Source organism: Mycobacterium sp. (genome assembly GCF_008709575.1).
GTDB lineage: Bacteria > Actinomycetota > Actinomycetes > Mycobacteriales > Mycobacteriaceae > Mycobacterium.
Map to the genome: position 1 here is coordinate 1 of NZ_VYIK01000024.1, position 24,335 is coordinate 24,335.

General features: G+C 68.1%; 24 protein-coding genes and 1 pseudogene. 10 read left to right on the plus strand and 15 right to left on the minus strand.

Annotated elements, in window-relative coordinates; genetic code table 11:
* From F6Q13_RS07360 to F6Q13_RS07370, 3 genes and pseudogenes are all read right to left on the minus strand, one after another.
* Positions 1–522: aromatic acid exporter family protein (locus F6Q13_RS07360; protein WP_293054677.1), on the minus strand; the 522-nt coding region annotated here is incomplete at its 3' end.
* A pseudogene (locus tag F6Q13_RS07365) lies at positions 505–780 on the minus strand (IS3 family transposase); the annotation flags it as partial. The gene F6Q13_RS07360 and the pseudogene F6Q13_RS07365, both read right to left, overlap by 18 nt.
* 14 nt (positions 781–794) lie before the next feature.
* Complete coding sequence (locus F6Q13_RS07370; protein ID WP_293054596.1) at positions 795–1,775, minus strand: 4-hydroxy-3-methylbut-2-enyl diphosphate reductase; 981 nt, start codon at positions 1,773–1,775, stop codon at positions 795–797.
* A 73-nt stretch (positions 1,776–1,848) separates the two neighbouring features.
* Between F6Q13_RS07370 and F6Q13_RS07375 the strand changes: the two genes are divergently transcribed.
* Genes F6Q13_RS07375 through F6Q13_RS07390 form a run of 4 tightly spaced genes read left to right on the plus strand, consistent with a single transcriptional unit; the run spans position 1,849 to position 5,029 of the window.
* The gene (locus tag F6Q13_RS07375; protein ID WP_293054598.1) at positions 1,849–2,448 is read left to right on the plus strand and encodes a lipid droplet-associated protein; all 600 of its coding nucleotides are present in this window, start codon (positions 1,849–1,851) and stop codon (positions 2,446–2,448) included.
* Complete coding sequence (xseA, locus tag F6Q13_RS07380) at positions 2,445–3,701, plus strand: exodeoxyribonuclease VII large subunit (protein ID WP_293054600.1); 1,257 nt, start codon at positions 2,445–2,447, stop codon at positions 3,699–3,701. The genes F6Q13_RS07375 and xseA overlap by 4 nt, the downstream gene beginning before the upstream one ends.
* Positions 3,691–3,930 carry an exodeoxyribonuclease VII small subunit gene (locus F6Q13_RS07385; protein ID WP_293054602.1) on the plus strand — a complete coding sequence of 80 codons (240 nt, stop codon included), beginning with the start codon at positions 3,691–3,693 and terminating at the stop codon, positions 3,928–3,930. The genes xseA and F6Q13_RS07385 overlap by 11 nt, the downstream gene beginning before the upstream one ends.
* Positions 3,931–3,952: 22 nt before the next feature.
* Positions 3,953–5,029 (plus strand): NAD(P)-dependent oxidoreductase, encoded by a 1,077-nt coding sequence (locus F6Q13_RS07390; RefSeq protein WP_293054604.1) that lies wholly within the window; start codon positions 3,953–3,955, stop codon positions 5,027–5,029.
* 53 nt (positions 5,030–5,082) lie between these two features.
* Here the strand turns inward: F6Q13_RS07390 and F6Q13_RS07395 are convergent, their stop codons facing one another.
* A complete protein-coding gene (locus F6Q13_RS07395) occupies positions 5,083–5,718 on the minus strand; it encodes a DUF4245 domain-containing protein (protein WP_293054606.1) in 636 nt (211 codons plus the stop codon).
* A 54-nt stretch (positions 5,719–5,772) separates the two neighbouring features.
* On the opposite strand from F6Q13_RS07395, the gene glpX reads away from it, so the two are divergent.
* Together glpX and F6Q13_RS07405 are read left to right on the plus strand one after the other, a co-directional pair.
* Entirely contained in the window at positions 5,773–6,810 is a 1,038-nt protein-coding gene (gene glpX / locus F6Q13_RS07400) for a class II fructose-bisphosphatase (protein ID WP_293054608.1), read from the plus strand.
* A gap of 26 nt (positions 6,811–6,836) precedes the next feature.
* The gene (locus F6Q13_RS07405) at positions 6,837–8,246 is read left to right on the plus strand and encodes a class II fumarate hydratase (RefSeq protein WP_293054610.1); all 1,410 of its coding nucleotides are present in this window, start codon (positions 6,837–6,839) and stop codon (positions 8,244–8,246) included.
* A gap of 12 nt (positions 8,247–8,258) precedes the next feature.
* Here F6Q13_RS07405 and F6Q13_RS07410 read toward each other — a convergent pair whose 3' ends face one another.
* The 4 genes from F6Q13_RS07410 to F6Q13_RS07425 form a co-directional block, all read right to left on the minus strand.
* Positions 8,259–9,242: a hypothetical protein gene (locus F6Q13_RS07410; protein WP_293054612.1), complete on the minus strand. Its 984-nt coding sequence runs from the start codon at positions 9,240–9,242 to the stop codon at positions 8,259–8,261.
* A 142-nt stretch (positions 9,243–9,384) separates the two neighbouring features.
* Positions 9,385–10,278 carry a polysaccharide deacetylase family protein gene (locus F6Q13_RS07415; RefSeq protein WP_293054613.1) on the minus strand — a complete coding sequence of 298 codons (894 nt, stop codon included), beginning with the start codon at positions 10,276–10,278 and terminating at the stop codon, positions 9,385–9,387.
* Between the two features lie 35 nt (positions 10,279–10,313).
* Positions 10,314–11,621 (minus strand): PhoH family protein, encoded by a 1,308-nt coding sequence (locus tag F6Q13_RS07420; protein WP_293054615.1) that lies wholly within the window; start codon positions 11,619–11,621, stop codon positions 10,314–10,316.
* Positions 11,622–11,837: 216 nt separating this feature from the next.
* Entirely contained in the window at positions 11,838–12,662 is an 825-nt protein-coding gene (locus F6Q13_RS07425) for an acyl-ACP desaturase (protein ID WP_293054617.1), read from the minus strand.
* A gap of 147 nt (positions 12,663–12,809) precedes the next feature.
* Between F6Q13_RS07425 and F6Q13_RS07430 the strand changes: the two genes are divergently transcribed.
* Positions 12,810–14,342 carry a PE-PPE domain-containing protein gene (locus F6Q13_RS07430; RefSeq protein ID WP_293054619.1) on the plus strand — a complete coding sequence of 511 codons (1,533 nt, stop codon included), beginning with the start codon at positions 12,810–12,812 and terminating at the stop codon, positions 14,340–14,342.
* Positions 14,343–14,365: 23 nt separating this feature from the next.
* Here the strand turns inward: F6Q13_RS07430 and F6Q13_RS07435 are convergent, their stop codons facing one another.
* Together F6Q13_RS07435 and F6Q13_RS07440 are read right to left on the minus strand one after the other, a co-directional pair.
* Entirely contained in the window at positions 14,366–15,844 is a 1,479-nt protein-coding gene (locus tag F6Q13_RS07435; protein WP_293054621.1) for a glycine hydroxymethyltransferase, read from the minus strand.
* A gap of 11 nt (positions 15,845–15,855) precedes the next feature.
* On the minus strand, positions 15,856–17,043 hold the full coding sequence (locus F6Q13_RS07440) for a DUF885 domain-containing protein (RefSeq protein ID WP_293054679.1): 1,188 nt from the start codon (positions 17,041–17,043) through the stop codon (positions 15,856–15,858).
* Positions 17,044–17,213: 170 nt separating this feature from the next.
* Here F6Q13_RS07440 and F6Q13_RS07445 point away from each other — a divergent pair, with 170 nt between their 5' ends.
* Entirely contained in the window at positions 17,214–18,134 is a 921-nt protein-coding gene (locus tag F6Q13_RS07445) for a DMT family transporter (protein WP_293054623.1), read from the plus strand.
* Between the two features lie 31 nt (positions 18,135–18,165).
* Positions 18,166–19,104, plus strand: a complete 939-nt coding sequence (coaA, locus tag F6Q13_RS07450; protein WP_293054625.1) for a type I pantothenate kinase — start codon at positions 18,166–18,168, stop codon at positions 19,102–19,104.
* Positions 19,105–19,124: 20 nt separating this feature from the next.
* On the opposite strand, the gene F6Q13_RS07455 is transcribed toward coaA, so the two are convergent.
* A complete protein-coding gene (locus F6Q13_RS07455; RefSeq protein WP_293054627.1) occupies positions 19,125–19,919 on the minus strand; it encodes a (2Z,6E)-farnesyl diphosphate synthase in 795 nt (264 codons plus the stop codon).
* A gap of 65 nt (positions 19,920–19,984) precedes the next feature.
* Between F6Q13_RS07455 and F6Q13_RS07460 the strand changes: the two genes are divergently transcribed.
* Positions 19,985–20,719, plus strand: coding sequence for a hemolysin III family protein (locus F6Q13_RS07460; RefSeq protein WP_293054629.1), 735 nt, complete (start codon positions 19,985–19,987; stop codon positions 20,717–20,719).
* A 30-nt stretch (positions 20,720–20,749) separates the two neighbouring features.
* Here F6Q13_RS07460 and F6Q13_RS07465 read toward each other — a convergent pair whose 3' ends face one another.
* The 4 genes from F6Q13_RS07465 to mca are packed head-to-tail and all read right to left on the minus strand — an operon-like array spanning position 20,750 to position 24,243.
* Positions 20,750–21,124: a nuclear transport factor 2 family protein gene (locus F6Q13_RS07465; RefSeq protein WP_293054631.1), complete on the minus strand. Its 375-nt coding sequence runs from the start codon at positions 21,122–21,124 to the stop codon at positions 20,750–20,752.
* Between the two features lie 11 nt (positions 21,125–21,135).
* The gene (locus tag F6Q13_RS07470; protein ID WP_293054633.1) at positions 21,136–23,130 is read right to left on the minus strand and encodes a thioredoxin domain-containing protein; all 1,995 of its coding nucleotides are present in this window, start codon (positions 23,128–23,130) and stop codon (positions 21,136–21,138) included.
* A complete protein-coding gene (locus F6Q13_RS07475; RefSeq protein ID WP_293054635.1) occupies positions 23,114–23,374 on the minus strand; it encodes a hypothetical protein in 261 nt (86 codons plus the stop codon). The genes F6Q13_RS07470 and F6Q13_RS07475 overlap by 17 nt, the downstream gene beginning before the upstream one ends.
* A complete protein-coding gene (mca, locus tag F6Q13_RS07480; RefSeq protein WP_293054637.1) occupies positions 23,374–24,243 on the minus strand; it encodes a mycothiol conjugate amidase Mca in 870 nt (289 codons plus the stop codon). The genes F6Q13_RS07475 and mca overlap by 1 nt, the downstream gene beginning before the upstream one ends.
* Between the last annotated feature and the right edge of the window lie 92 nt (positions 24,244–24,335).

Genomic DNA, 24,335 nt, shown 5'->3' on the forward strand with positions numbered 1-24,335 from the left:
TTGCGGCATGAAACTCCGCCCAAACACCACCACTGTACAAAGCGAAAACAGCACGACCGCGGCCATGGCGATCGGCCCGGTGCCCAGTAGGGCTGACACAGCGGTGCCCAACCCGATCCCCAGCGCAACGCCGATCATCAGGTCGACAGCGAGCTGCGCCCCAACCACATTGGTCGCCCACAGGCAGACCGCGGCGGCGATCGGGGCGAAGAACGGCGCGGCCTGGCCGAGCACGTCGCGGGTGAGATACCAAGCGAGGCCGGCCGCGAACGAGGTCTGCACGATTGGCCAGAGCGCACCAAAGAATCGTCGCATGGCGAGCTGTCGAACCCGCACACTCTGAACCTGAGGCGGCGAGTTTTTCACCGACCAACTGTATCTGGACCGTGGGATACGCCGGGAATTGTGCAACGAGGTCACGCTTTTCCATGTGGAAGACGAGAATCGCGGTAGTACGAACGGAGATGAGCAGGCGATGGCCGATTCGGCGTCGGTGTCGAGTCGATCGAACTGAAAGTCCATCGCCCAGATCGTTTTCGGCTCGCCGACCGCGACACCGATAGCGGTCAACCGCTTCTTCTTGCGGCGCTGCACAACCCGCAGGCGTTCCTCGCGCCATAGTGGGCGGATGCGCTTGTTGTTGGCTTTCCAACCGGCTCTGTGAGCCATCGTGGCGGCCCGTCGCCATCTGCAACGCGGCCGGTCGGTGGAAAACCTGCTCAGCCAGGCCCGTAACTCGGCTTCCTCATCGGTGATCGGTGCCGGATGTAGGCGCATGGACCACTACGAGGAGCTCACCTCAACCGAGCCGGACGAATCTCGCGCGGCAACGCGAAAACCAGAGTCTCGTTGGCTGTCGTGACCGGCTGCACCACGTCGAAGCCGTGCTCGGCCAGCCACCCCAGCACGCCGCGGACCAGTATTTCGGGGACCGACGCTCCCGAGGTCACGCCGACGGTCGTGACACCATCGAGCCATCCCGGGTCGATCTCGTCGGCGTGGTCCACCAAGTGCGCGGCGCCCGCCCCGGCGACCAGTGCCACCTCGACCAACCGCACCGAGTTCGACGAGTTGGCCGAGCCGACGACGATCACCAGCTCACACTCGGGCGCCATCGCCTTGACCGCGACCTGGCGATTCTGGGTCGCGTAGCAGATGTCGTCGCTGGGGGGATCTTGCAGTTTCGGGAAGCGCTCACGCAGCCGCTGCACGGTCTGCATCGTCTCGTCGACGCTCAACGTGGTCTGCGACAACCAGATGACCTTGTTCTCGTCGCGAACCGTGACCTGCTCGACGGCGTCGGGCCCGTCGACGAGCTGAACGTGGTCGGGCGCCTCACCGGCGGTGCCGACTACTTCCTCGTGCCCCTGATGGCCGATGAGCAAGATGTCATAGTCTGCCCGGGCGAAGCGCTTGGCTTCGTTGTGCACCTTGGTGACCAACGGGCAGGTGGCATCGATGACCTGCAAATTCCGCTCGGCCGCCGATGCGTGCACGCTCGGCGCCACCCCGTGCGCGGAGAACACCACGAAGGCACCCTCGGGAACCTCGTCGGTCTCGTCGACGAACACCGCCCCCGCCTTGGCCAGCGTCTGCACCACATGCCGGTTGTGCACGATTTCGTGTCGGACATAGACCGGCGGGCCGTGCTTGGCCAGCGCACGTTCGACGGTCTCGACAGCGCGGTCGACGCCGGCGCAATAGCCGCGGGGCTCGGCCAGCAGCACCCGCTTACCGGGCACGCCCGGGATTCCTGTGTCGACGGTCGGCGGCATGGTTTCCAGGGTACTTTCCGCGCACAACGGGCTGCGGCTTGGAGTTGACCGCTGCTTAGGGCAGTCTTGGACCATGGCTACTGCACCGTATGGGGTTCGGCTGCTGGTGGGGGCGGCGACCGTCGCCGTCGAGGAAACGATGAAGCTGCCGAAGACCATCCTGATGTATCCGATGACACTGGTCAGCCAGGCCGCGCAGGCCGTGATGCGCTTTCAGCAGAACATGGCCGAGTTGGTGATCAAAGGTGACGCCACCCTGGAGACGTTGTTCCCGCCTCGCGACGAGAAACCGAACTGGGCGACGTTCGACGAAGACCTCGACGACGCACTGGCATCGGCGCCCGCGCCCCGTACCGAAGGCCGGTTCGCGCTGTACTCGCCGCCCCACGAACCGGCGAGCGGAACGCTGGATGCGCCGACCGCACGACTTTCCACAGATCACATGCCCACAGATCACGCCAAGAAGCCCGCGACCAACTCCGCGGTGCCGGTCCCGCCGGTGGCCGAGGAACTCGACTACGAGACGTTGACGCTGGCACAGCTGCGGGCCCGGCTGAACACTCTCGATGTCGCCGAGCTCGAGGCCTTGCTGGCCTACGAGGAAGCCACCAGAGCGCGGGCACCGTTTCAGACGCTGCTGGCCAACAGGATCACCCGCGCGACCGCCAAGTGACTGCCGCAGCGCAACAGAACTCGGCCGAGAACCCGTTCCCGGTGCGCGCGGTGGCCGTCCGGGTGGCCGGCTGGATCGACAAGCTCGGTACGGTGTGGGTGGAAGGCCAACTCACCCAGATCAAGATCAGGCCGGACTCCAAGACCGTTTTCATGGTGCTGCGCGATCCGGCCGCCGACATGTCGCTGCCGGTCACATGCCCACACGACGTCGTGCTGACCGCGCCGGTCAAACTGAGTGAGGGTGTTTTGGTGGTGGTTTGCGGTAAACCCACCTTCTACACCGGACGAGGCACTTTTTCCTTGCGGCTGAGCGAGATTCGCGCGGTCGGCGTGGGCGAGCTGTTGGCACGCATCGAACGGCTGCGCCGGCTGCTGGACGCCGAGGGGCTGTTCGACCCGCGGCTCAAGCGGCCGATCCCGTTTCTGCCGGGTGCGGTCGGCCTGATCACCGGCCGGGGCAGCGCAGCCGAACGCGACGTGACGACGATGGCCGCCGCCCGCTGGCCCGCGGTGCGCTTCGCCATCCGCAACACCGCGGTGCAGGGGCCGAACGCGGTGCCCCAGATCGTTGCGGCATTGCGCGAACTCGACGACGACCCGGCCGTGGAGGTGATCGTGCTGGCGCGCGGCGGCGGCAGTGTGGAAGACCTGCTGCCGTTCTCCGACGAGACGCTGTGCCGGGCGATCGCGGCCTGCCGCACCCCGGTGGTCAGCGCTGTCGGGCACGAACCCGACCACCCGCTGTGCGACCTGGTCGCCGATCTGCGCGCCGCGACCCCCACCGATGCGGCGAAGAAAATCGTGCCGGACACCGGGGCCGAGCAGCAGCTGATCGCCGACCTGCGCCGGCGCAGCGCCCAGGCGCTGCGCAACTGGGTGGCCCGCGAGGAGCGGGCGCTGGCCCAGCTGCGCAGCCGGCCGGTGCTGGCCCAGCCGCTGGCCGCATTGCGGGAACGTGCCGACGAGATCCAGCGCGCCCGGTTGGCGCTTCGCCGCGATGTCACTCGGCTACTCGCTGCGGAGACCGATCGTGTCGGCCATCTGAGGGCTCGGCTGGCCACGCTGGGACCGGCGGCCACGCTGGCCCGCGGCTACGCGGTGGTGCAGATGGTTCCGGCGTCCGGACCGCCCGTCCGGCCGGTGACGTTGCTGCGCTCGGTGCGGGACGCGCCGGCCGGGACCAGGCTGCGGATCCGGGTCAGCGACGGCGCCATCGCCGCGGTCAGTGAAGGACCCACCGATGGGCAGTGACACACCTGGTGACCAAGCCAGGCCCATCAACCAACTCGGGTATGAGGAGTGCCGCGACGAACTGATCGAGGTCGTGCGGCTTCTGGAGCAGGGGGGGCTCGATCTCGATGCGTCGCTGGAACTGTGGGAAAGAGGCGAGAAGTTGGCCAAGCGCTGCGAAGAATACCTGGCCGGCGCCCGCCAGAGAATAGCCGATGCGCTGGCCGCCGGCGAGGCCGACGATGGTTGACGCGGCACACGCCGGCGCGCGCATGACCGAGACAGTGCTGGTGACCGGGGCCTTCGGGCTGGTCGGATCCGCCACGGTGCGACAGTTGCTCGACGACGGCCGCCGCGGCATGGCCGTCGTTGCCACCGATCTCGACGTGCCGGCGAACCGCAAGGCGGCGGCCCGGCTGCCACCGTCGACCGAGGTGCACTGGGCCGACCTGACCGACCCCACGGCCGTGGACGCACTGCTGTCGGCAGTCTCCCCTGCCGCGATCATTCACCTGGCCGCGCTCATCCCGCCGATGTGCTATGCGCGACCGGCGCTGGCCCGCCGGGTCAATGTCGACGCCACCGGTCTCCTGCTGGACTCTGCCACGGCACTTCCGGCACCGCCGCGATTCGTCCAGGCCTCCAGCGTCGCCGTCTACGGTGCACGCAACCCGCACCACGCCGCACAGGTCCTCACCGCCGAAACGCCGCTGCGGCCATCGGACAACTACGGCGCGCACAAGGCGGAGGCCGAGCAACTCATCCGTAACTCGGGCCTGGACTTCGTGATCCTGCGACTGGGCGGAGTGCTCACCGCCGAACCCCGGTTCGACGTCGACCCTGACACCCTGTACTTCGAGGCGTCGTTACCTGTCGATGGACGCATCCAGACCGTCGACGTGCGCGACGTCGCCCGAGCGCTCGCCGCGGCCAGCACGGCGCCCGCCGTCGGCGAAACGCTGCTGATCGGCGGCGACCACTCGCACCGGCTCGTCCAGGGCGACATCGCGCGGGCCATCGCCGCGGCGATGGGCCTGGCCGGCGCGATACCGCCGGGCCGCAGGGGCAACCCGGATAGCGACGACGACTGGTTCGCCACCGACTGGATGGACACCACACGCGCACAGGAAGTTCTTGACTTCCAAAGGGTTTCGTGGCCGCAGCTGTTGGCCGAAACCGCCGACCGGATGGGCTGGCGGCGTTTCCCGGCGCGGCTGGCCGCGCCGGCGGTGCGGGCGCTGCTGCGTCGGCGCTCCCCCTACTACCGTTACCCGGGCCGCTACGCCGACCCGTGGGGCGTGATCCGCGCCAAGTGGAACGATCCGCGACCCGACGGGAGCCGGGATTGACACAGAACGCACACTCGACGCCGCGACGTGTATCGCCCCGTTCGGCAATTCTCCTACCGGCTGGCCGGCAGCGGCTGCTGCGACTGGGTGGCCGCGGCCAGCGTGCGGAACTCATCGGTGCTTCCGGCGCCGGTGATCGCGACCTGCTCGGGACCCGCCGGACTGTCCAGCCGGGCGGTCCACACCGGCTCGACGTTGCTGCCCTCGTAGACGATCCACCGGTGGCCGTCGACGTCGACCGTACCGGTGGGATACATCGACGGGTGGATCGAGCCGACCAGCTTCTGCTCGTCGGCGTTGCTTTGAGTCAGGCTCAGGTACATGCCGCTCGGGGTGAGGTATCCGACCGTGGAGGTGACCGCCCGCACCCGCTGACCTCTCGACGCCGCGACGCGGCCCTCCGCGATCTCGCCGCGGCCACCGGAGTTGGGCTGCCAGCCCGCGGGCAGTCGGGGCAGCCGGACCGGAAATCCCAACGTCTGGGCGTCGGCGCGCAAGGCGGCCGCGGCGTCGTAGGACGGCACCGGCCCCCGATTGGACGCACCCGGTGCAAACGCGCACATCCCGGCCAGTCCGGCCAGCGCGATGCAGGCCGCCACCAGCGGCATCAGCGACCACAACAGGTCCCGGCCGTCCTGCAGCACCCGGGGCTTGGCCGGTTTGGCGCTCGGCTGCGGCTGACTGGTCACAGGCACCAGTATCCCAGCTCCGAACCGCCTACCCGGCTCTGGGACAATCGCCGCATGAGCCATCGCGCCGCCTCCCGTCGTGAAGCCCCGGACCGCAACCTGGCCCTGGAACTGGTACGGGTCACCGAGGCCGGCGCCATGGCGGCCGGCCGGTGGGTGGGTCGCGGCGACAAGGAGGGCGGCGACGCGGCGGCCGTCGACGCCATCCGCGAGCTGGTCAACACCGTGTCGATGCGCGGCGTGGTGGTCATCGGCGAAGGCGAGAAAGACCACGCGCCGATGCTCTACAACGGCGAGCACGTCGGCAACGGCGACGGCCCGGAGTGCGATTTCGCCGTCGACCCCATCGACGGGACCACGCTGATGAGCAAGGGCATGACCAACGCCATCTCGGTGCTCGCGGTGGCCGAGCGCGGAGCGATGTTCGACCCGTCGGCCGTCTACTACATGAACAAGATCGCGGTCGGGCCCGAAGCCGCAGACGTGCTCGACATCACCGCGCCGATCGGCGACAACATCCGGGAGGTCGCCAAGGTCAAGAATCTGTCGGTGCGCGACATGACCGTGTGCATTTTGGACCGGCCCCGACACGCCCAGCTCATTCACGACGTGCGGGCCACCGGGGCCCGAATCCGGCTGATCACCGACGGCGACGTGGCAGGCGCGATCTCGGCCTGCCGACCGCACTCGGGCACCGACATGCTGGCCGGCATCGGCGGAACTCCGGAGGGGATCATCGCCGCCGCCGCGATTCGCTGCATGGGCGGCGCGATCCAGGCTCAGCTGGCCCCCAGGGACGACGCCGAACGCCGCAAGGCCATCGACGCCGGCTACGACCTCGACCGGGTGCTGACCACCGAGGATCTGGTATCCGGCGAGAACGTCTTCTTCTGCGCCACCGGCGTCACCGACGGTGATCTGCTCAAGGGGGTGCGCTATTACCCCGGGGGCTGCACCACCCAGTCGATCGTGATGCGATCGAAATCCGGCACCGTGCGGATGATCGAGGCCTACCACCGGCTGTCGAAAATCAACGAGTATTCGGCGATCGACTTCACCGGCGATTCCACCGCACGATACCCCCTGCCCTGACCGACCCCGAGCGAGGACTCCTACCCATGGCCGAGAGCGGCGCCGACGCCCAATACCGCATCGAACACGACACTATGGGAGAAGTCCGAGTGCCGGCCACAGCGTTGTGGCGAGCGCAAACCCAGCGTGCGGTGGAGAACTTCCCGATCTCCGGGCGGGGACTGGAACGCGCTCAGATCCGGGCTCTGGGGCTGCTGAAAGCCGCGTGCGCACAAGTCAACTCCGACCTCGGGCTGCTGGCGCCGGACAAGGCCGGCGCGATCATCGCCGCCGCCAACGAAATCGCCGAGGGCCAACACGACGACCAGTTCCCCATCGACGTGTTCCAGACCGGTTCGGGCACCAGCTCCAACATGAACGCCAACGAGGTGATCGCGTCGATTGCGGCAGCGGCCGGCGTGGTCGTGCACCCCAACGACGACGTCAACATGTCGCAGTCGTCCAACGACACCTTTCCCACCGCCACCCACATCGCTGCCACCGAAGCCGCGGTGCGCCAACTTATTCCGGCACTGCAGGTGCTGCAGGACGCGCTGGCCGCCAAAGCCCGCGAATGGCGCACCGTGGTGAAATCCGGCCGCACCCATCTGATGGACGCCGTTCCGGTGACACTGGGCCAGGAGTTCTCCGGATACGCCCGCCAGGTGGAGGCCGGCATCGAAAGGGTGCGCGGGTGTCTTCCCCGGCTGGGTGAGTTGGCGATCGGCGGCACCGCGGTGGGCACCGGGCTCAATGCTCCCGACGGCTTCGGCCCCAGGGTGGTCGAGGTGCTGGTCGAGCGGACCGGACTCACCGACCTGCGCCCGGCGAAGAATTCTTTCGAGGCTCAGGCCGCCCGCGACGGGCTGGTCGAGGCTTCCGGCGCGTTGCGCACGATCGCGGTGTCGCTGACCAAGATCGCCAACGACATTCGCTGGATGGGATCGGGTCCGCTGACCGGGCTGGCCGAGATCCAGCTGCCGGATCTGCAACCGGGCAGCTCGATCATGCCCGGCAAGGTGAATCCCGTGCTGCCCGAAGCGGTGACCCAGGTCGCCGCGCAGGTCGTCGGCAACGACGCCGCGATCGCCTGGGGCGGCGCGGGCGGCGCCTTCGAGCTCAACGTCTACATCCCGATGATGGCGCGCAACATCTTAGAGTCGTTTCGGCTGCTGGCCAACGTGTCGCGGCTGTTCGCCGAGCGTTGCATCGCCGGACTGTCCGCCAACGTCGAGCGGTTGCGCGAGCTGGCCGAGTCGTCGCCGTCGATCGTGACGCCGCTGAACGCGGTGATCGGTTACGAAGAAGCCGCAGCGGTGGCCAAGGAAGCGCTCAGAGAGCGAAAAACCATCCGCCAAGCCGTCATCGACCGCGGCCTGATCGGTGACAAGCTTTCCGAAGCCGAACTCGACCGCCGCCTCGACGTGCTGGCGATGACCAAGATCCGCCAGGACTGACCGGCGCCCGGGTCAGTGCTTGCTGACCTTCAACGACGCGATGACCTGGTCGATGGTTGCCCGATCCTCGGCATTACCGATCGGTGAGGCGCCGAAAAAGAAAGTCACCGGCTTGGTTTTGACCACGATGATGACCACGGAATCGCCCGGCACACCCCGGGCCGGGTCCGCGATGGTGATATCGGCATCCACCCGGGCGGCGTCGGTGCCGTCGACCGTGGTCGACGACTCCTTGGTGGGTCCAAGGCTCGGCTGCGACGTTTCGTAGCCGGGGCCGCCGGCGATGCACGTCATCAACTTCGACGCCTGGGTTGCGACGTCCATACTCGCCACGAAGTTGGTGATGCCCACCTCGGCCTGCATGACCCACTTCTCGGCGCCGGGCACCTCCCGCGCCAGACCGACCACGTCGATGCCGTTGGGGGTCTCGTCGTCGCCGAACGGCGTCCATCCCGGTGCCGCGCTGGCCGGGAAGGACAGCGGACCCGCACGCACGGTGTCCCCGGCGGGCGGAGTCCCGGCGGAGACATTGGGGGTGCAGCCGGTTGCGTTCTGGGCGTACGGCGGGGGAACGCCGGGTGGCGACGAGGGTCCCAGCGGCGCCGCCCGGGTCGATGACGGCCCGGCCGAGGACGACTCGTTGTGGCCGCTCCGGACCAGCATCAAGGCGGCCGCCACCACCACGATGACCGCCACCACGACGCCGGCGCCGATCAGCCACGGCGTTTTGGACCCCGGTGGCTTCAGGGGCGGTCCCGGCGGGTAGGGCCCCATCGGCCCGCCGGGGCCGAACTGCTGTCCGGGTGCCGGATAGGGCTGTGCTCCGTAGGGCATCCCCGGGTAGGGGTAACCCTGCGGCGGCGGATAGGGACCGCCATACGGGGGGCTGCCCGGCGGCGGTCCGCCCTGGGGCTGCCCACCCCAGTAGGGGCCCGGCCCATACGGACCAGCGCCCGGTGGCTCCTGACCGTACGGACCGTAGGGAGGAGTCGTCATGACTGGACCACCTTCGCTCTCATCGGCCGCCCCCGGTGAGGTGGCCGCGCAGCACCGCGGATCCGCGGTGCGACGAATGCACTGAACCTTAACCAACGCTTTGAGCTCGTGTTGGCGAGTGTCCTGCCGTGTGCTGCCGGGCTCAGGCCCCGTTGTTCGGCCCCCCGGAGTTGGCGCCCGGAATGTCGGTGATCGGGAAGTTGGGCATCGGGCTGGGCGACGGGGTGTTCGGCAGGGTGGGGATCTCGCCGCGTGGGATGTCATGCAGGTCGTTGGCCGGTGGTCCGTTCTCCCGGCCGCCGTAGCTGCTGCCCGGCGGCCGGGGGCCCAGCATTTCGCTGACGGTCACCAGGTGATAGCCGTTGGCCCTGAGCACCGGGATGAACTGGTAGACCAGGTCGACGGTGCTGGAATAGGTGTCGTGGAACAACACCACCGACCCCGGCTTGATCTGCGTCATCAGAACCTGACGGGTTGCCGCGGTGTCGGAGTCGTTGATCCAGTCGTACGGGATGACGTCCCAGAGGATTTCGGCTTGTCCGAGCCGGGCGGCGGCTTCGCGTACCGCCGAGTTGGACAATCCGCCCGCGGGTCGGTACAGCGTGGGCGCGCGACCGGTGGCCGCGGTGATCACGGCACTGGCCCTGGCCAGCTGGCCGGGGATGTCGGCGGGCGGGATCGCCGTCATATCGGGGTGTTCCCAAGTGTGGCTGCCGATCTCCATACCGGCATCGGCGATGCGCCGGGCGGCTGCCGGATCAGCCGCCACCTTGTTGCCGATCAGGAAAAAGGTGGCCTTGGCGTGGTTGTCTTGCAGGATCCGCAGCAGCCGGTCGGTGAACGGGCTGGGCCCGTCGTCGAAAGTCAGGGCCACGCACTTGACCCGCGCACAGTCCACGGTGTCGGCGATGCTGTCGGGATGGGCTCGTTTGACATGCCCGGTAAGCACGCCGACCGCCAGCACCGCACCGGCCGCGGCGGCGCCGAGAACCGTACGCCAGTACCGCCACAGCCGACTGTCGGTTGGACGCAACACTCTGGCAGCCTAGCGCGGCGTAGCCGGGCGCGGCGCTAAGGCAGCGGGCCCTGGCTGATCTCTTCCAACATCTCGGTGACCAGCGCGGCGATCGGCGACCGCTCGCTGCGCAGCAACGTGATGTGGGCGAACAGCGGATGGCCCTTGAGTTTCTCGATCACCGCGACGACGCCGTCGTGGCGGCCCACCCGCAGATTGTCGCGCTGCGCGACGTCGTGGGTCAGCACCACCCGCGACCCGGTGCCCAGCCGCGACAGCACGGTCAGCAAGACGTTGCGTTCCAGTGACTGCGCCTCGTCGACGATGACGAATGCGTCGTGCAGCGACCGGCCCCGGATGTGGGTCAGGGGCAGCACCTCCAGCATGCCCCGGGAGAGCACCTCGTCGAGCACGGCGGGGCTCGCCAGGCCTTCCAGCGTGTCGAAGACCGCCTGCGCCCAGGGGCCCATCTTGTCGCTCTCGCTGCCGGGCAGATAGCCCAGTTCCTGCCCTCCGACAGCATAGAGCGGGCGAAACACCATCACCTTGCGGTGGGTCCGCCGCTCCAGCACCGCCTCCAGCCCCGCGCACAAAGCCAGCGCCGATTTGCCGGTTCCGGCTTTGCCGCCCAGCGACACGATGCCTACCGACTCGTCGACGAGGATATCCAGCGCCACCCGCTGCTCGGCGGACCGTCCGCGCAGCCCGAACACCTCGCGGTCACCGCGCACCAGCTGCACCCGTTTGTGCGCAGTGATCCGCCCCAGCGCGTGCGAGCTGCCACCCAGTAGCCGAATCCCGGTGTGGCAGGGCAGGTCGCGGGCGGCGGCCAGGTCGATTTCGCCGTCGATGAACAGCGCGTCGATGTCCTCGGCGGCGGCCTCGACCTCGACCATCCCGGTCCATCCGGAAGTGACGACATCCTGAGCGTGGTACTCGTCGGCGGCCAGACCCACCGCAGCGGCCTTGACCCGCAACGGCATGTCTTTGCTGACCAGGGTGACGTGGTTACCCTCGGCGGCCAGGTTAGCCGCGCAGCTGAGGATCCGGCAGTCATTGCTGTCGGACCGGAAACCCGCGGGCAGCACTGCCGGGTCGGTGTGATTGAGCTCGACGTGCAGCGTTCCGCCTTGGGTGCCGACCGGGACGGGCTGATCAAGCCGTCCGTGCTCTAACCGCAGATCGTCGAAGAACCGCAGCGCCTGACGAGCGAACCAGCCGAGCTCGTGGTGATGGCGCTTGGCCTCCAGTTCGCTGATCACGACCAGCGGTACCACCACGTCGTGTTCGGCGAACCGGGTCGCAGCCCACGGATCGGACAACAGCACCGAGGTGTCGAGCACATACGTGCGAGTGTCAGTCACTTAGGCGCTCCTGCAGGCGAGCCGTGCGGCCCCGCACGGGAGATTCGGCGGGGCGGCGACACCAGGACCGGGGCCGGTCCCGTCGTGGGCATGACAAGAGGTGCCGTCTAGACAGCAGAGCATGTCGCTGGCCATCGGAAGCGACGCTACTCGCATCAGCGCCGTCCCGCTCGGCAGACGCGCCGGGCTCGCCCGGCGGCCGCGAGCCGGCTGTCCTCAGGCGATGAATTGTTGCAGCTCGGGCTCCTCGGCCGCGCCCCAGGCGGTGATGCGGTCGGAGATCACCTGGCGCAGCAGCGCGGGTCCGAAGATTCCGGCGTCGGCGACTGCACGCACCTTGTCGCGATAGGCGTCGATGTCGGCGCCGATGACCTCGAATTCGGCGGCACGGGCAGCGATCGCAGCCACCGTCTCGTCGCGGCGGTAACCAAGGCAGTGCGCGACGAGGTTGGCGAAGAACTGCTCGTGGCGTTGTTCGTCGTTGCTGATCCGGCCGATGAGCCCGGCCAGGACCGGCTCGTCGATCTGCGCGGCCAGGTTACGGCAGAACACCGCGTGGGCACCTTCGTAGAACGTCATGTAGGCCAGCGTTTCGAGCTGGCTGTAGTGGTCGGCCCGATAGCCCTTCATGACGTGCTCGACCCGGACCTGCTCGTTGGCGCTCGGATCGATTTCGCGGGTTACCACGAGGTAGTTGCGCAGCGCGATGGCATGCAACTGCTCCTCGGCGGTCCACCGGCCCAGCCAGCGGCCCCACCAGTCCTCGAGGATGAAGTGCTCGACCAGCTCACGGTGATGCCCGGCCAGGTTGTCCTTGCTGATCAGGAGGATCTCGCACGCGTCGGTGACAGTCCGGGGCAGCGTCATCTGCGACGGGTCCCAGTCCCGCCCGCCCAGCAAGGCGAAGTTCTCCCCGCGGTCGAACGGCACGTAGTCGTGCGCGAACCAGAGTTCCTCGGTGTTGAGGTGGCGGTCCATGTTCTGTTCCACCACCGGCTCGAGTTCCAGGGTCAGTGCGTTAGCTACGGGTTTCTGTGCCATGAGGTAACTGTAACTGCAGTTAACGTGTTTCGGGAAGCCGACCCGGCAGTGTCGCGTCCGCCCGGCCGAAGGGTCCGGCCCGCTGGCGCTCACAGGTTCTACAGAACTATTGTTAATATGGAAGCAACTATTTTTAAACTTACGCCAGTGGAGCTCAGGCACGCAGTGCTTCGCCCGTACGCCATCGCCGGCGTCGTCCTGATCGGCGCCGGGCTCATCGTCGCCCCGCCGGTCACTGCCCCGCCACCCCGGGTCGAGGTGCGCACGGTGGCGCTCACATCCGGTGATGCCGCCGGCGCCGCGGACCCGGCGACCGTGGCTTTGATCATGAGCGGCAGCGGCGCGCCGACACTTCCCCCAACCCTCTTCGATTTCGTCAACAGTTTCTACATCCAGCCGAATTTCCCCGGTGCAACCGCGGTGTCCCTGGGTGCGCCGCAACAGCTGTACCCGCTGAGCGGCGTGCACAACGGGTTCTTCGACACGTCGGTGCAAGCGGGCGTCACCATCCTCGACGACGCTCTCACCCGACAACTCGCCGACGGGAACCACGTCGTGGTCTACGGCCAGTCCCAGGGTGCCACGATCGAGACCCTCGAGATGGAGCACCTCGCGTCGAGTGCCCATCCGCCGAATCCGGACCAGCTGAACTTCGTACTGACCGGTGACCCGGACCTGCCCAACGGCGGCATGCTGGAGCGCTTCGATTTCCCCGGCCTGCCCAGCAATCTCACGCTGCCGTCGCTGGGCGTGGAATTCTACGGCGCCACCCCGGCGGACACCCCCTACCCGACCGTCATCTACACCGGCGAATACGACGGGTTTGCCGATTTTCCGCGCTACCCGATCGATCTCCTGGCGGACGTCAATGCCCTGCTGGGCATCCTTTACGTCCACGTGGCCAGTTATTTTTCCCAGTCTTCGGTCGACCAGGCATTTGTGTGGCAGCCGTCCCCCGGGTACGACGGCGACACCACCTACTACCTGATCCCCACCAAGGATCTGCCGCTGTTGGACCCGCTGCGGGGCAACCCGTTGGGGAACGCGATCGCCGACCTCCTGCAACCGGATCTGAGGGTCCTGATCAACCTGGGCTACGGGCCGGACAACGTCGGCTACGGCGAATATCCCAACGTCTCCACCCCGGCGTCCGGACTTTTCCCGGATGTCAACCCGCTCACCGTGCTCGACAACCTGGCCAGCGGGGCCCAGCAGGGCGTCCACGACTTTGTGGCCGATCTCACCACGATGTCGCCGGCCGGCATCTTCTCGACGGACCCCGGTCCCACGGTCACACCGCTTGACCTGAATCCCGGCGACGTCATCCCCGCGCTGCAGAACGTGATCACCGACAACAGCAACGCGCTTGCCACCCTGATCGCCGCACCGCTGGATGCGTTCATGCCGACGGTGGATGTGGGCGCCGCGGTGGTCACCGCGCTCCCCGAGGTGACCAGCAACCTCGTCATCGCGGGGCTGGGCCAACTGGCCGCCGGCGACACCAGCGCGGCGTTCACCGACGTCACCGATCCGATCGGCGGCACAGTGGGGCTGTTGTCGATAGCCGGCTTTGCACTCCTCGAGGTGCTCGATGAAACAGCGCAGCGAGTCACCACCGCCGTTCAAAGTGCGGTCACCGACGACATGGATTTCATCGCGGGGCTTGCGGGTCTCTTCTGATCCGCCGGTTCCGCCGATGCACGCTACAGCGTCAGCCCCGGGTAGAGCGGGTTGGCGGCCAGCAGCTCGGCGGCGGCGGCGTGCACCCGCTGCGCGGTGCCGTCAGCCAGCCGGTATCTGGCCTTGGACGGGCCCGAGGTCCCCGAACCTGGGGTGGTGTTGGCCAGCACGTCGACCACCAGGTCGGCCACCCGGTCGAACTCGGCGGCGCCGAATCCGCGGGTGGTCAGCGCCGGGGTGCCCAAACGGATGCCGCTGGTGTACCACGCCCCGTTCGGGTCGGCGGGGATGGCGTTGCGGTTGGTGACGACTCCGGCGTCCAGCAGCGCGGATTCGGCCTGGCGCCCGGTCAGCCCGAACGACGTGACGTCCAGCAGCACGATGTGGTTGTCGGTGCCGCCGGTGACCAGCCGCGCGCCCCGCCGCAGGAATCCTTCGGCCAACACCTGAGCATTGTCGGCGACCCGCTGGGCATAGGACTGGAATGCGGGTTGGCGGGCCTCGGCCAGCGCGACCGCCTTGGCGGCCATCACGTGGGCCAGTGGTCCGCCCAGCACCATTGGGCAGCCCTTGTCGACGGCGTCGGCGTACTCCGGCTGCGCCAGGATCAGTCCGCCCCGCGGTCCGCGCAGCGACTTGTGCGTGGTGGTGGTGGTGACATGCGCGTGCGGCACCGGGTCCTCGTCGCCGGTCAGCACCTTGCCCGCCACCAACCCGGCAAAGTGCGCCATGTCGACCATCAGCACCGCGCCGACCTCGTCGGCGATCTGGCGCATCGTGGCAAAGTTGATCCGCCGCGGGTACGCCGAGTACCCGGCGACCAGGATCAGCGGCCTGAATTCCCGCGCTAAGGCGGCGACCGCGGCATAGTCCAGCAGCCCGGTGTGCGGGTCGGTGCCATAGCTGCGCTGGTGGAACATCTTGCCGGAGATATTGGGCCGAAAACCATGGGTGAGGTGGCCCCCGGCATCTAATGACATGCCCAGCAGCCGCTGGTTTCCCAGCTGGTGTCGCAGCGCTTCCCAGTCCGCTTCCGAGAGGTCGTTGACCCCTTTGGCGCCGGCGTCGAGCAATGCGGGTGTCTCGACCCGGGTGGCCAGGATGGCCCAATAGGCGACGAGGTTGGCGTCGATACCCGAGTGCGGCTGGACGTAGGCATAGGGTGCGCCGAACAACGCGCGGGCGTGCTCGGCGGCCACGCTTTCGACGGTGTCGACGTTGTGGCAACCGGCGTAGAAACGGTGCCCGATGGTGCCCTCGGCATACTTGTCGGACAGCCAATTGCCCATGGCCAGCAGTACCGCCGGGGAGGCGTAATTCTCGCTGGCGATCAGCTTGAGCGAATCACGTTGGTCAGCAAGTTCTTTGACCATCGCGGCGGCGATACGAGGTTCGACGGATTCGACGACCTGCACGGCGGCCCGGTAGGCGGCGCTGGCAGTGTCGGCATACTCGGCGCCAGGGGAAACCGCCGATGTGGTGGCGGTCGAGTCAGCTCTCACAGGATCTCACCCTAGTCGCCCCGCAGCGCCGAGGGCAGGAGCGGCTCGTCGAGCAGGCGCCCGAACCGCGCGGTGCGGCTTTCCCCGGCCGGCCCAGCGTCCAGCCAGCGCTGCAGCAGCCGGTAACCCTCGACATAGGTGCTGGTGTAGGCGCGCCACAGCGGGGAGGACAAAAACTGCAGCATCTGCTGCGCGCGAGCGTCGCTGACCAGCAGCCAGCGCTGCAGGAAATCGGCCACGGTGTCGGCCTCGCGGTGCTCGTCGTGCAGCATCAGCGCCGCGTCCTGACGGACGCCGGCCAGTGCTGCGGACGCTTCTGATACCGCTTCGGCCCGCTCGCCGTCGAAGCGCAGCCCCAGATCGGCGTAGATGGCAGCCGCCCAGGTGCCCCAGCCCGGCCCGACCGCCACGGATAGGGCCAGGTCGGCCAGGCCCTCGGCGATCAGGCACTGCGGCGTATTGACCACAAAGATGGTGTGTTCGGCCTGGCCCGCTCGTCTGACCAGCCCGGCCTCCTTGCGGCAATGCTCGGTGTGGTGGCCCGGATAGGACTCGTGGGCGACCAGCCGGGGCAGTTGTGACATCTGCTGCTTGACGTCGGCGTTGACCGCCACCGTGGAGCGATAGTTGCCCAGGTAGTAGTTGAATCCCGACCACGGCTTGTCGCTGACCACTTGATAGTTCACGGTCTCGGTCTCGGGCAGCGGGTACTCGGCGCGCACCCGGTCGCGCAGTGCGCTGGAGAATGCCTCGATACAGTCGGCCAGCCGGTGCGGGGGGATTTCCTCGGCCGCGCGGTAAACGGCCATCCGCTCGGCCAGCGGGCCGCTGCCGTCGAGCAGCTCGTCGAGCCGGGTGTGCGCCTGCCGGTAGGTCTCGACGTCGCCTTTGGCGATCTCGACGTCGAAGTAGTCGCGCACCTCGTCGACGAAGCCGATCGGGGCACCGGCGAACTTGCGCCCGGCACATGCCAGCGCCCGCAGGTGAGCGGCCAGATACTCGGCGCGAGCCTGATCGAATCCGCTATCGGCACCGCACCGCGGTACGTCGGAGAGCTGCTCGATCAGCCGCTCGGCCTGACGGACGAGATCGGCCGGTTGGGGCGCCGGCTCGTTGGCTACCGCGCGAGGCAGCGCCGGATCACCGGTGAAGGCGTCCACGTAGCCGGCCTGGATCCGATCGAAACGCAAGCCCAGCATCAGATACTCGCGGATCAGCGCATCGGCTTCCGGGTTCTCCGCCACGGGTGTCAAGGTATCCGGCCGGGTAGCCGGCCGGCGGCCGGGTGTGGTATCGGCCACGACGGGGAACAGTGGAGTAGGCGGCACGACTGTGCCCCGCGGATGACATCCACGACGAGAGGACGCTGATGGCTAAGGAGGGAATCGCGGCGTTGCTGGCGCTGGGCGCCGCCCTCTGCGTTGCGGTTGGCGACGTCCTTCAGCAACGCGCCGCGCACCGGATCACCGACACTGACAGAACCAACCTCCAGCTGTTCGCCAAGCTCGTGGCTAATCGACGATGGCGATGGGGCGCCCTGCTGCTGATCGCGAGCATCGGGTTGCAGGCCGCCGCGCTGGATGAGGGTTCGGTGCTGCTGGTCCAGGCGCTGCTGGTGCTTTCGCTGCTTTTCGCGTTGCCGATCAGTGCCCGGCTCTCCAATCGCGCCTTGACCCGCCGAGAGTGGATCTGGGCCATCGTGCTCACCGCTGCGGTGACGGTGATCGTCACCGTCGGCAACCCGCAGGCCGGTCATTCACGCCCATCCCTACAGGCCTGGGTACCCGTCGTGGCGGTGCTGGGGCCCCTGCTGCTCGGCTGTCTGATCGCTGCCCGGATCCGCGGCGGGGCGGTGGCCGCGGTGCTGTTCGCGTTCGTGTCGGGTTCGTTGTGGGGCGTCTTCGCAGTTCTCACCAAGCAAGTCGTGACCCAGCTCCACGACGGTCCGATGGCGGCGACTCGCTCGCCGCAGCTGTACGCCTGGATCCTGGTGGCGCTGGGGGGGTTCGCCTGGGAGCAGTCGGCATTCCGCGCTGGGGCGCTGACCGCGTCGATGCCGACCCTGGAGATCAGCCAGCCGGTCGTCGCAGCCGTGCTGGGCATCCTCGTCCTGGGCGAGACGCTGAACACCGGTCCCGCGGGGATGGCCGTCCTGGCGGTGGCAGCGCTGGCGATGACGGCAGCCACCGCAGCGCTCGCGCGCGGCGATGCGAAGGCCACGTGTCGAGGCGTCACGGCGACGCCGCGGCGTGCCAGCCCAGTCGCCGCCGCCGGCCGTCCCCGTCGCTGACCGGATCGTCGCGGCTGCAAGACTGGCACTCATGTCACGGCTGAGCGAGCCGAGTCCCTACGTGGAGTTCGACCGAAGTCAGTGGCGCGCGCTGCGGATGTCCACCCCGCTGCCGCTGACCGAAGCCGAAGTGGTGGCCCTGCGGGGCCTGGGCGAGCAGGTCGACCTGCGCGAAGTCGAGGAGGTGTACCTGCCGCTGGCCCGCCTGCTGCATCTGCAGGTCGCCGCGCGTCAACGGCTGTTCGCCGCCACCGCCGAATTCCTCGGCGAGCCGCAGCAGCACCCCGACCGGCCGGTCCCGTTCGTGATCGGGGTGGCCGGCAGCGTCGCAGTCGGCAAGTCGACCACCGCCCGCTTGCTGCAGGCGCTGCTGGCCCGCTGGGATCACCACCCCCGGGTCGACCTGGTGACCACCGACGGTTTCCTCTACCCCAACGCCGAGTTGGAACGCCGAAACCTCATGAACCGCAAGGGTTTCCCAGAAAGCTATGACCGACGGGCGCTGCTGCGGTTCGTTACTTTGGTGAAGTCGGGTTCGCCCTACGCGTGCGCGCCGGTGTATTCGCACCTGCGCTACGACATCGTGCCGGGCGCCAAGCAAGTGGTCCGCCACCCCGACATCTTGATCCTGGAAGGCCTCAATGTGCTGCAGACCGGGCCGACGCTGATGGTCTCGGACCTGTTCGACTTCTCGCTGTATGTCGATGCCCGGATCGAGGACATCGAACAGTGGTATGTGTCAAGGTTTCTGGCGATGCGCTCGACAGCGTTCGCCAATCCGGCGTCGCACTTCCACCACTACGCCGGCCTGTCCGACCGGGAGGCAATCGCCGCTGCCACCGGAATCTGGCGTTCGATCAACCGGCCCAACCTCGTCGAAAACATCCTGCCCACCCGCCCGCGGGCCACCCTCGTGCTGCGCAAAGACGCCGACCACTCCATCAACCGGCTGCGGCTGCGCAAGCTGTAGCCTGAGCCGGGGGCCGCCCGTCACACGCCGTAGCGGCGGTGACGCGCGCTGTAGTCGCGCAGCGCGCGCAAGAAGTCGACCCGGCGGAACGCCGGCCAGTGCGCTTCGGTGAACCACATCTCCGAGTAGGCGCTCTGCCACAGCAAAAACCCCGACAGCCGCTGCTCACCCGAGGTGCGAATGACCAAATCGGGGTCGGGCTGCCCGGAGGTGTAGAGGTTCTCCGAGATCCCCTCCACGGTGACCGCCTCGATCAGTTCCTCGGCGGTGGCGCCGTTGGCCAGCTGCTTGCTCAACAGTGCACGCACCGCATCGACGATCTCGCGGCGGCCGCCGTAGCCGACCGCGACGTTGACGTGGAAGCCACCGTTGGCGGTAGAGGAGGTGCCTTCCACCGCGTCACGCAGTCGCCGCGCGGGTTCCTCCCCGATCAGCCCGAGGTCGCCGACCGTGCGCACACTCCACCGGTTGGCCGGTGCGCAGATTTCCTCGACGACATCGGTGATGATTTCGATCAGCGCTGCCAACTCGTCGGGGTCGCGTTGCAGGTTTTCGGTGGACAGCAGATACACGGTGGCCAGTTCGATGCCGGCTTCGGCGCACCAGCGCAGCATCTCGGCGATCTTGGCCGCGCCTACCCGGTAGCCGTAGCTGACGTCGTCATAGCCGGCGCTGCGCGCCCAGCGCCGGTTGCCGTCGCACAGCACGGCGATATGCCGGGGCAGCGCCGATCTGGAAGCCGCCAAACCCTGCCGCAATCGCATTTCGTAGATGCGATACAGCGGCTCTTTGAGGCGCGGCGGAATGATCTCCACGACGGTCAAGACTACTGTGAGGGATACCCGCTAATGGTGATCCCGACGCAAGTCAGGCAGGGAAATTGAGCCAGCACACCGATGACCCTCCGCGTTGTGACCAGTACGGGCCGGTCGCCGTCGCGCAGGCCGGCCACCACATCGCCACCAAACCGAGGATGCGCGGGTGGATTCACTTCTACGCCGCGTGGCTGGCAGCCATCTGCGGCACGACCCTGGTGTCGGTGTCGTGGGCGGCGAAATCACCCCGCGCCGGCCATGCCACGCTGATCTACGCGGCGTCGACCGTGGCGATGTTCGCCGTCAGCGCCACCTATCACCGGGTGCAGTGGAAATCGGCGCACGCCCGGTTGCGGATGAAGCGGCTCGACCATTCGATGATCTTCGTCTTCATCGCGGGCAGCTACACGCCGTTCGCGCAGCTGGCCATGCCCCACCACACCGGGCGAGTGGTGCTGTGGATCGTGTGGGGCGGGGCGCTGGCCGGGATCCTCCTGAAAATGTGCTGGCCGACGGCGCCGCGCTGGGTGGGCGTGCCGCTGTATCTGCTGCTGGGCTGGGTGGCGGTGTGGTATGCGCCCACGATCATCCACATCGCCGGGGTGGCCGCCATGGTGTTGCTGGCCGTCGGTGGCGCGCTATACAGCATTGGCGGCATTTTCTACGGGTTGCGCTGGCCCGACCCGTGGCCGCAGACCTTCGGCTACCACGAGGTCTTCCACGCGTTGACCGGGTTGGCCGCCATCTGCCACTACATCGCGATGTGGCTGGCCGTCTTCTACGTCGGCCAACCGGCCTGATCAGCGGCTGCCACGACGACATCCGGGTGACTACGTCTGGGTAACGTTGTCCGCCGACCAGTAAGCCTTCATGGCGGTGATCTTGCCCTCCTCGTCGAAGACCATCACCTCGATGGGCTCGATCACCATCCGGTGCTCGCCGACCTTGACCGTCAGCCGGAACTGGAAGGCCGCCTCCTGGCCGGCGACCCGCAGCGACACCAGCTCGCATTCTCGCTCGGCGTTTTCGACCGCGGTGTAGAAACGGCGGATCGCCTGCCGACCGATGTGCACCTCGTCACCACCTACCGGATCCTCGACCGTCGCGTCGGGCGCATATAGCCCGGCGATCTCGTCGGCACTGCCCCCGGCGACCAGGCTCAGGTAGCGGTGCACGGCGTCGGTGATTTCTTGAGCACTCGGCATGAGACGTCAGGCTACCGCGACAGCGCGGCAACCAGCCCCTCGACGCTGGTAACCGGAAGGTCGCAGACCGGACCACGACACACGTAGGCGGTGTCGGCGCCACCAACCCGGTCGCGGCCGGCCAACAGCTCCGCGGAATCCACCGCTCCCCCGACAACGATCGCGCCGCCCGGCGCGAGCCGGCGCGCCTCCGCCAGCAGCGACGATCCCGGGGCGTCGCACGCCACCGCGATCTGCAGCGGACCCCGAACGGCCGACTCGGCGACGGCCAGCCAGTGCCCGGCCGCACGCGATGCTCGCGCCAACAACACCGAATGCGCCCCCAGCGTGTCGGCAGCCGCCTGCCGATACACCCCGGCGCGCTTCCCCTCGGCCAGATAGCCGGCGATGAGCAGCGCCTCGGCGATCGCGGATGCGCCCGACGGGGTAGCTCCGTCGGCCGGATCGGCGGGCCGGTGAATCAGCTGCTCGGCGTCGTCGGCGCTGTCGAACCAGCGGCCCGGTCGCCGAGGATCGGCGTAGTGCGCCAGCGCCAGATCGATGAGCTCACCGGCCTTCCCCAGCCAGCCTGCGTCGCCGGTCAGCTGATACAGCGTCAGCAGGCCGGTGGCCAGCATGGCGTGGTCTTCCAGCATCGCCGAACTCTCCCCGACCCGGCCGCCCAGGCTGGCGCGCCGTAGCCGGCCGTCCACCAGGTGCAGCTCCACCACCGCCGCTGCACAGCGCTGCGCAGCGGCCAGCAACTCCGGATCATCAAGGACCACACTGGCTTCCGCCAACGCGGTGATGGCCAGGCCATTCCACGATGTGACGATCTTGTCGTCGCGGTCCGGCTGCGGCCGGGTCAGGCGGGCGGTCAACAGCGCGGCGCGGACCCGGTCGAAGCGATCGGGATCGTCCGGATCGGCGGGCAGCGCAAGCACCGATGCGCCACGCTCGAACGTTCCGGCCTCGGTGACACCGAAAACGGAAGCTGCCCACGCTCCGTCGCTTTCGCCCAGAGCTTCGCGCAGCTCGGCGGGCGTCCACACGTACGTCGAGCCTTCCGCACCGGCGGCGTCGGCATCCAGCGACGAGGCGAACATGCCGGCCTCGGCCAGATCGCGCATCAGGAACCGGGCGGTTTCGTGGGCAACCCGGCGGGCCAGCGGATTTCCCGTCCGGCGGCACAGGTGGGCATAGGCGCGCAACAGCAACGCGTTGTCGTAGAGCATTTTCTCGAAATGCGGAACTATCCAGGCGTTGTCGACGCTGTAGCGAGCGAAGCCGCCCGCCAGCTGGTCGTAGATCCCGCCGCGGGCCATCGCCGCGCAACAGCGTTCGACCGCTGCCAGCGCAGCCGTTGACCCGGTGCGCTCATGGTGCCGCAGCAGTGCCTCCAGCAGCGCCGACGGCGGGAACTTCGGCGCTCCGCCGAATCCGCCGTGCACGCTGTCCTCGTCGGCGAGCACGGCGGCGACTGCCCGGTCGCACAACCCGGGATCCAGCTCCGCTCCGCCGCCGGGCAGCCCCGCGGCCATCGACCGCAGCTCGCCGGCGATGCGGTCGGAAACCGTCTCCACCTCGCTGCGACGCTGCCGCCAGGCACTGGCCACGGCCGCGAGCAGTTCCAGGAACGCCGCTTTCGGATAGTAGGTGCCGCAGAAGAACGGTCGCCCGTCGGGAGTGAGAAAGCACGTCATCGGCCAGCCGCCCTGTCCGGTGAGTGCGACAGTGGCGTTCATGTACACCGCGTCGACGTCGGGACGCTCCTCGCGGTCGACTTTGACGCAGACGAATCCGGCGTTCATCGCCGCGGCGACCTCGTCGTCCTCGAACGACTCGTGCGCCATCACATGACACCAATGACAGGCCGCGTAGCCGACCGACAGCAGGATCGGGACGTCGCGTTCGGCCGCCTCGGCAAACGCCTGCGGTGTCCACTGCTGCCAGTGCACCGGGTTGTCGGCGTGCTGTCGCAGATAGGGGCTGGCCGCACCGGCCAGTGTGTTAGCCGCCGGGTTCATCGGCTGATCCGTTGCTCGCGGCCGAAGGACCGGCACCGCTCTCGTCGGCGGCCTGCTGCGACCCCGGGTCGAAAGACTCGGGCAGCTTGCCCAGATGCCGGTTCATCGACCGCACCAACAGGAATGTGCCGATCAGCAACAACACGATCACCAGCAGCCCGAAAGGGCTGGCCTTGCCGAAGTCGGGCCCGGTGTTGCGCGGCGTATCGCCGGCCAGCAAAACCGCCACCAGTATGGAATGCATCAGTCGGCCTCGATTCCGGCGAACAGATCGGTTTCAGGCAATCGGACGGGCACCCGGGAGCGGGCCAACTCGAACTCCTCGGTCGGCCACAACCGCTGCTGCCACTCGATCGGCACAGCGAGGAACGCGCTGTTGGGGTCGATCTGGGTGGCGTGCGCGCGCAACGCGTCCGCGCGCCGACTGAAATATGCCGAGCACTCCACCCTGGTCGTCACCCGGCCGGCGAACACGTCCTGCTCGGGTTTCCACTGCGCCAGCCATTCCCCGAACGGGCCCGTTTGACCGTGCTTGGCGAACTCGTCCTGGAGCAACTGCATCCGCTGTCGCAGGAAGCCATGGTTGTAGTACAGCTTATGCACCGTCCAGGGCTCGCCGGCGTCCGGAAAGCGGCGGTAATCACCAGCCGCCTCGTAGGCGGCTACCGACACCTCATGGCAGCGGATGTGGTCGGGATGCGGATAGCCGCCGCTCTCGTCGTATGTCGTCATCACCTGCGGCCGAAAGTCTCGCACAACCCGCACCAACGCCTCGACGCACACCTGCAGCGGTTGCCGCGCGAAGCAGTCCGCCGGCAGCGGCGGCGGCGGGTCGCCTTGGGGCAGTCCCGAGTCCACGAACCCCAGCCAGGTGTGCTCGACGCCGAGGATCTTGGCGGCCTGGGCCATCTCGTCGCGGCGGACGGCCGCGATACGTCCGCGCACGTCCGGGGTGTCCATGGCCGGGTTGAGGATGTCGCCCCGCTCGCCCCCGGTCAGCGTCACCACCAGCACGCGATGGCCCTGATCGGCGTAGCGGGCGAGGGTAGCGGCACCCTTGCTGGACTCGTCGTCCGGGTGGGCGTGTACTGCCATCAACCGCAACTCGCTCACCTGCTCTCTACCCGGTGTGTTCGTCGACCGTGCCGTGGCCCTATAACCTAATAGTTCCATCCGGGCACTCGGGTTTTCGAACCCCACAAGAA

Coding starts and splice junctions, on each gene's coding strand:
- F6Q13_RS07370 (WP_293054596.1), bottom strand. CDS start 1,775: ATGCCGCCGACCGTCGACACAGGAATCCCGGGCGTGCCCGGTAAGCGG.
- F6Q13_RS07375 (WP_293054598.1), top strand. CDS start 1,849: ATGGCTACTGCACCGTATGGGGTTCGGCTGCTGGTGGGGGCGGCGACC.
- F6Q13_RS07385 (WP_293054602.1), top strand. CDS start 3,691: ATGGGCAGTGACACACCTGGTGACCAAGCCAGGCCCATCAACCAACTC.
- F6Q13_RS07390 (WP_293054604.1), top strand. CDS start 3,953: ATGACCGAGACAGTGCTGGTGACCGGGGCCTTCGGGCTGGTCGGATCC.
- glpX (WP_293054608.1), top strand. CDS start 5,773: ATGAGCCATCGCGCCGCCTCCCGTCGTGAAGCCCCGGACCGCAACCTG.
- F6Q13_RS07405 (WP_293054610.1), top strand. CDS start 6,837: ATGGCCGAGAGCGGCGCCGACGCCCAATACCGCATCGAACACGACACT.
- F6Q13_RS07410 (WP_293054612.1), bottom strand. CDS start 9,242: ATGACGACTCCTCCCTACGGTCCGTACGGTCAGGAGCCACCGGGCGCT.
- F6Q13_RS07425 (WP_293054617.1), bottom strand. CDS start 12,662: ATGGCACAGAAACCCGTAGCTAACGCACTGACCCTGGAACTCGAGCCG.
- F6Q13_RS07440 (WP_293054679.1), bottom strand. CDS start 17,043: ATGCTGGGCTTGCGTTTCGATCGGATCCAGGCCGGCTACGTGGACGCC.
- F6Q13_RS07445 (WP_293054623.1), top strand. CDS start 17,214: ATGGCTAAGGAGGGAATCGCGGCGTTGCTGGCGCTGGGCGCCGCCCTC.
- coaA (WP_293054625.1), top strand. CDS start 18,166: ATGTCACGGCTGAGCGAGCCGAGTCCCTACGTGGAGTTCGACCGAAGT.
- F6Q13_RS07465 (WP_293054631.1), bottom strand. CDS start 21,124: ATGCCGAGTGCTCAAGAAATCACCGACGCCGTGCACCGCTACCTGAGC.
- F6Q13_RS07470 (WP_293054633.1), bottom strand. CDS start 23,130: ATGAACCCGGCGGCTAACACACTGGCCGGTGCGGCCAGCCCCTATCTG.
- F6Q13_RS07475 (WP_293054635.1), bottom strand. CDS start 23,374: ATGCATTCCATACTGGTGGCGGTTTTGCTGGCCGGCGATACGCCGCGC.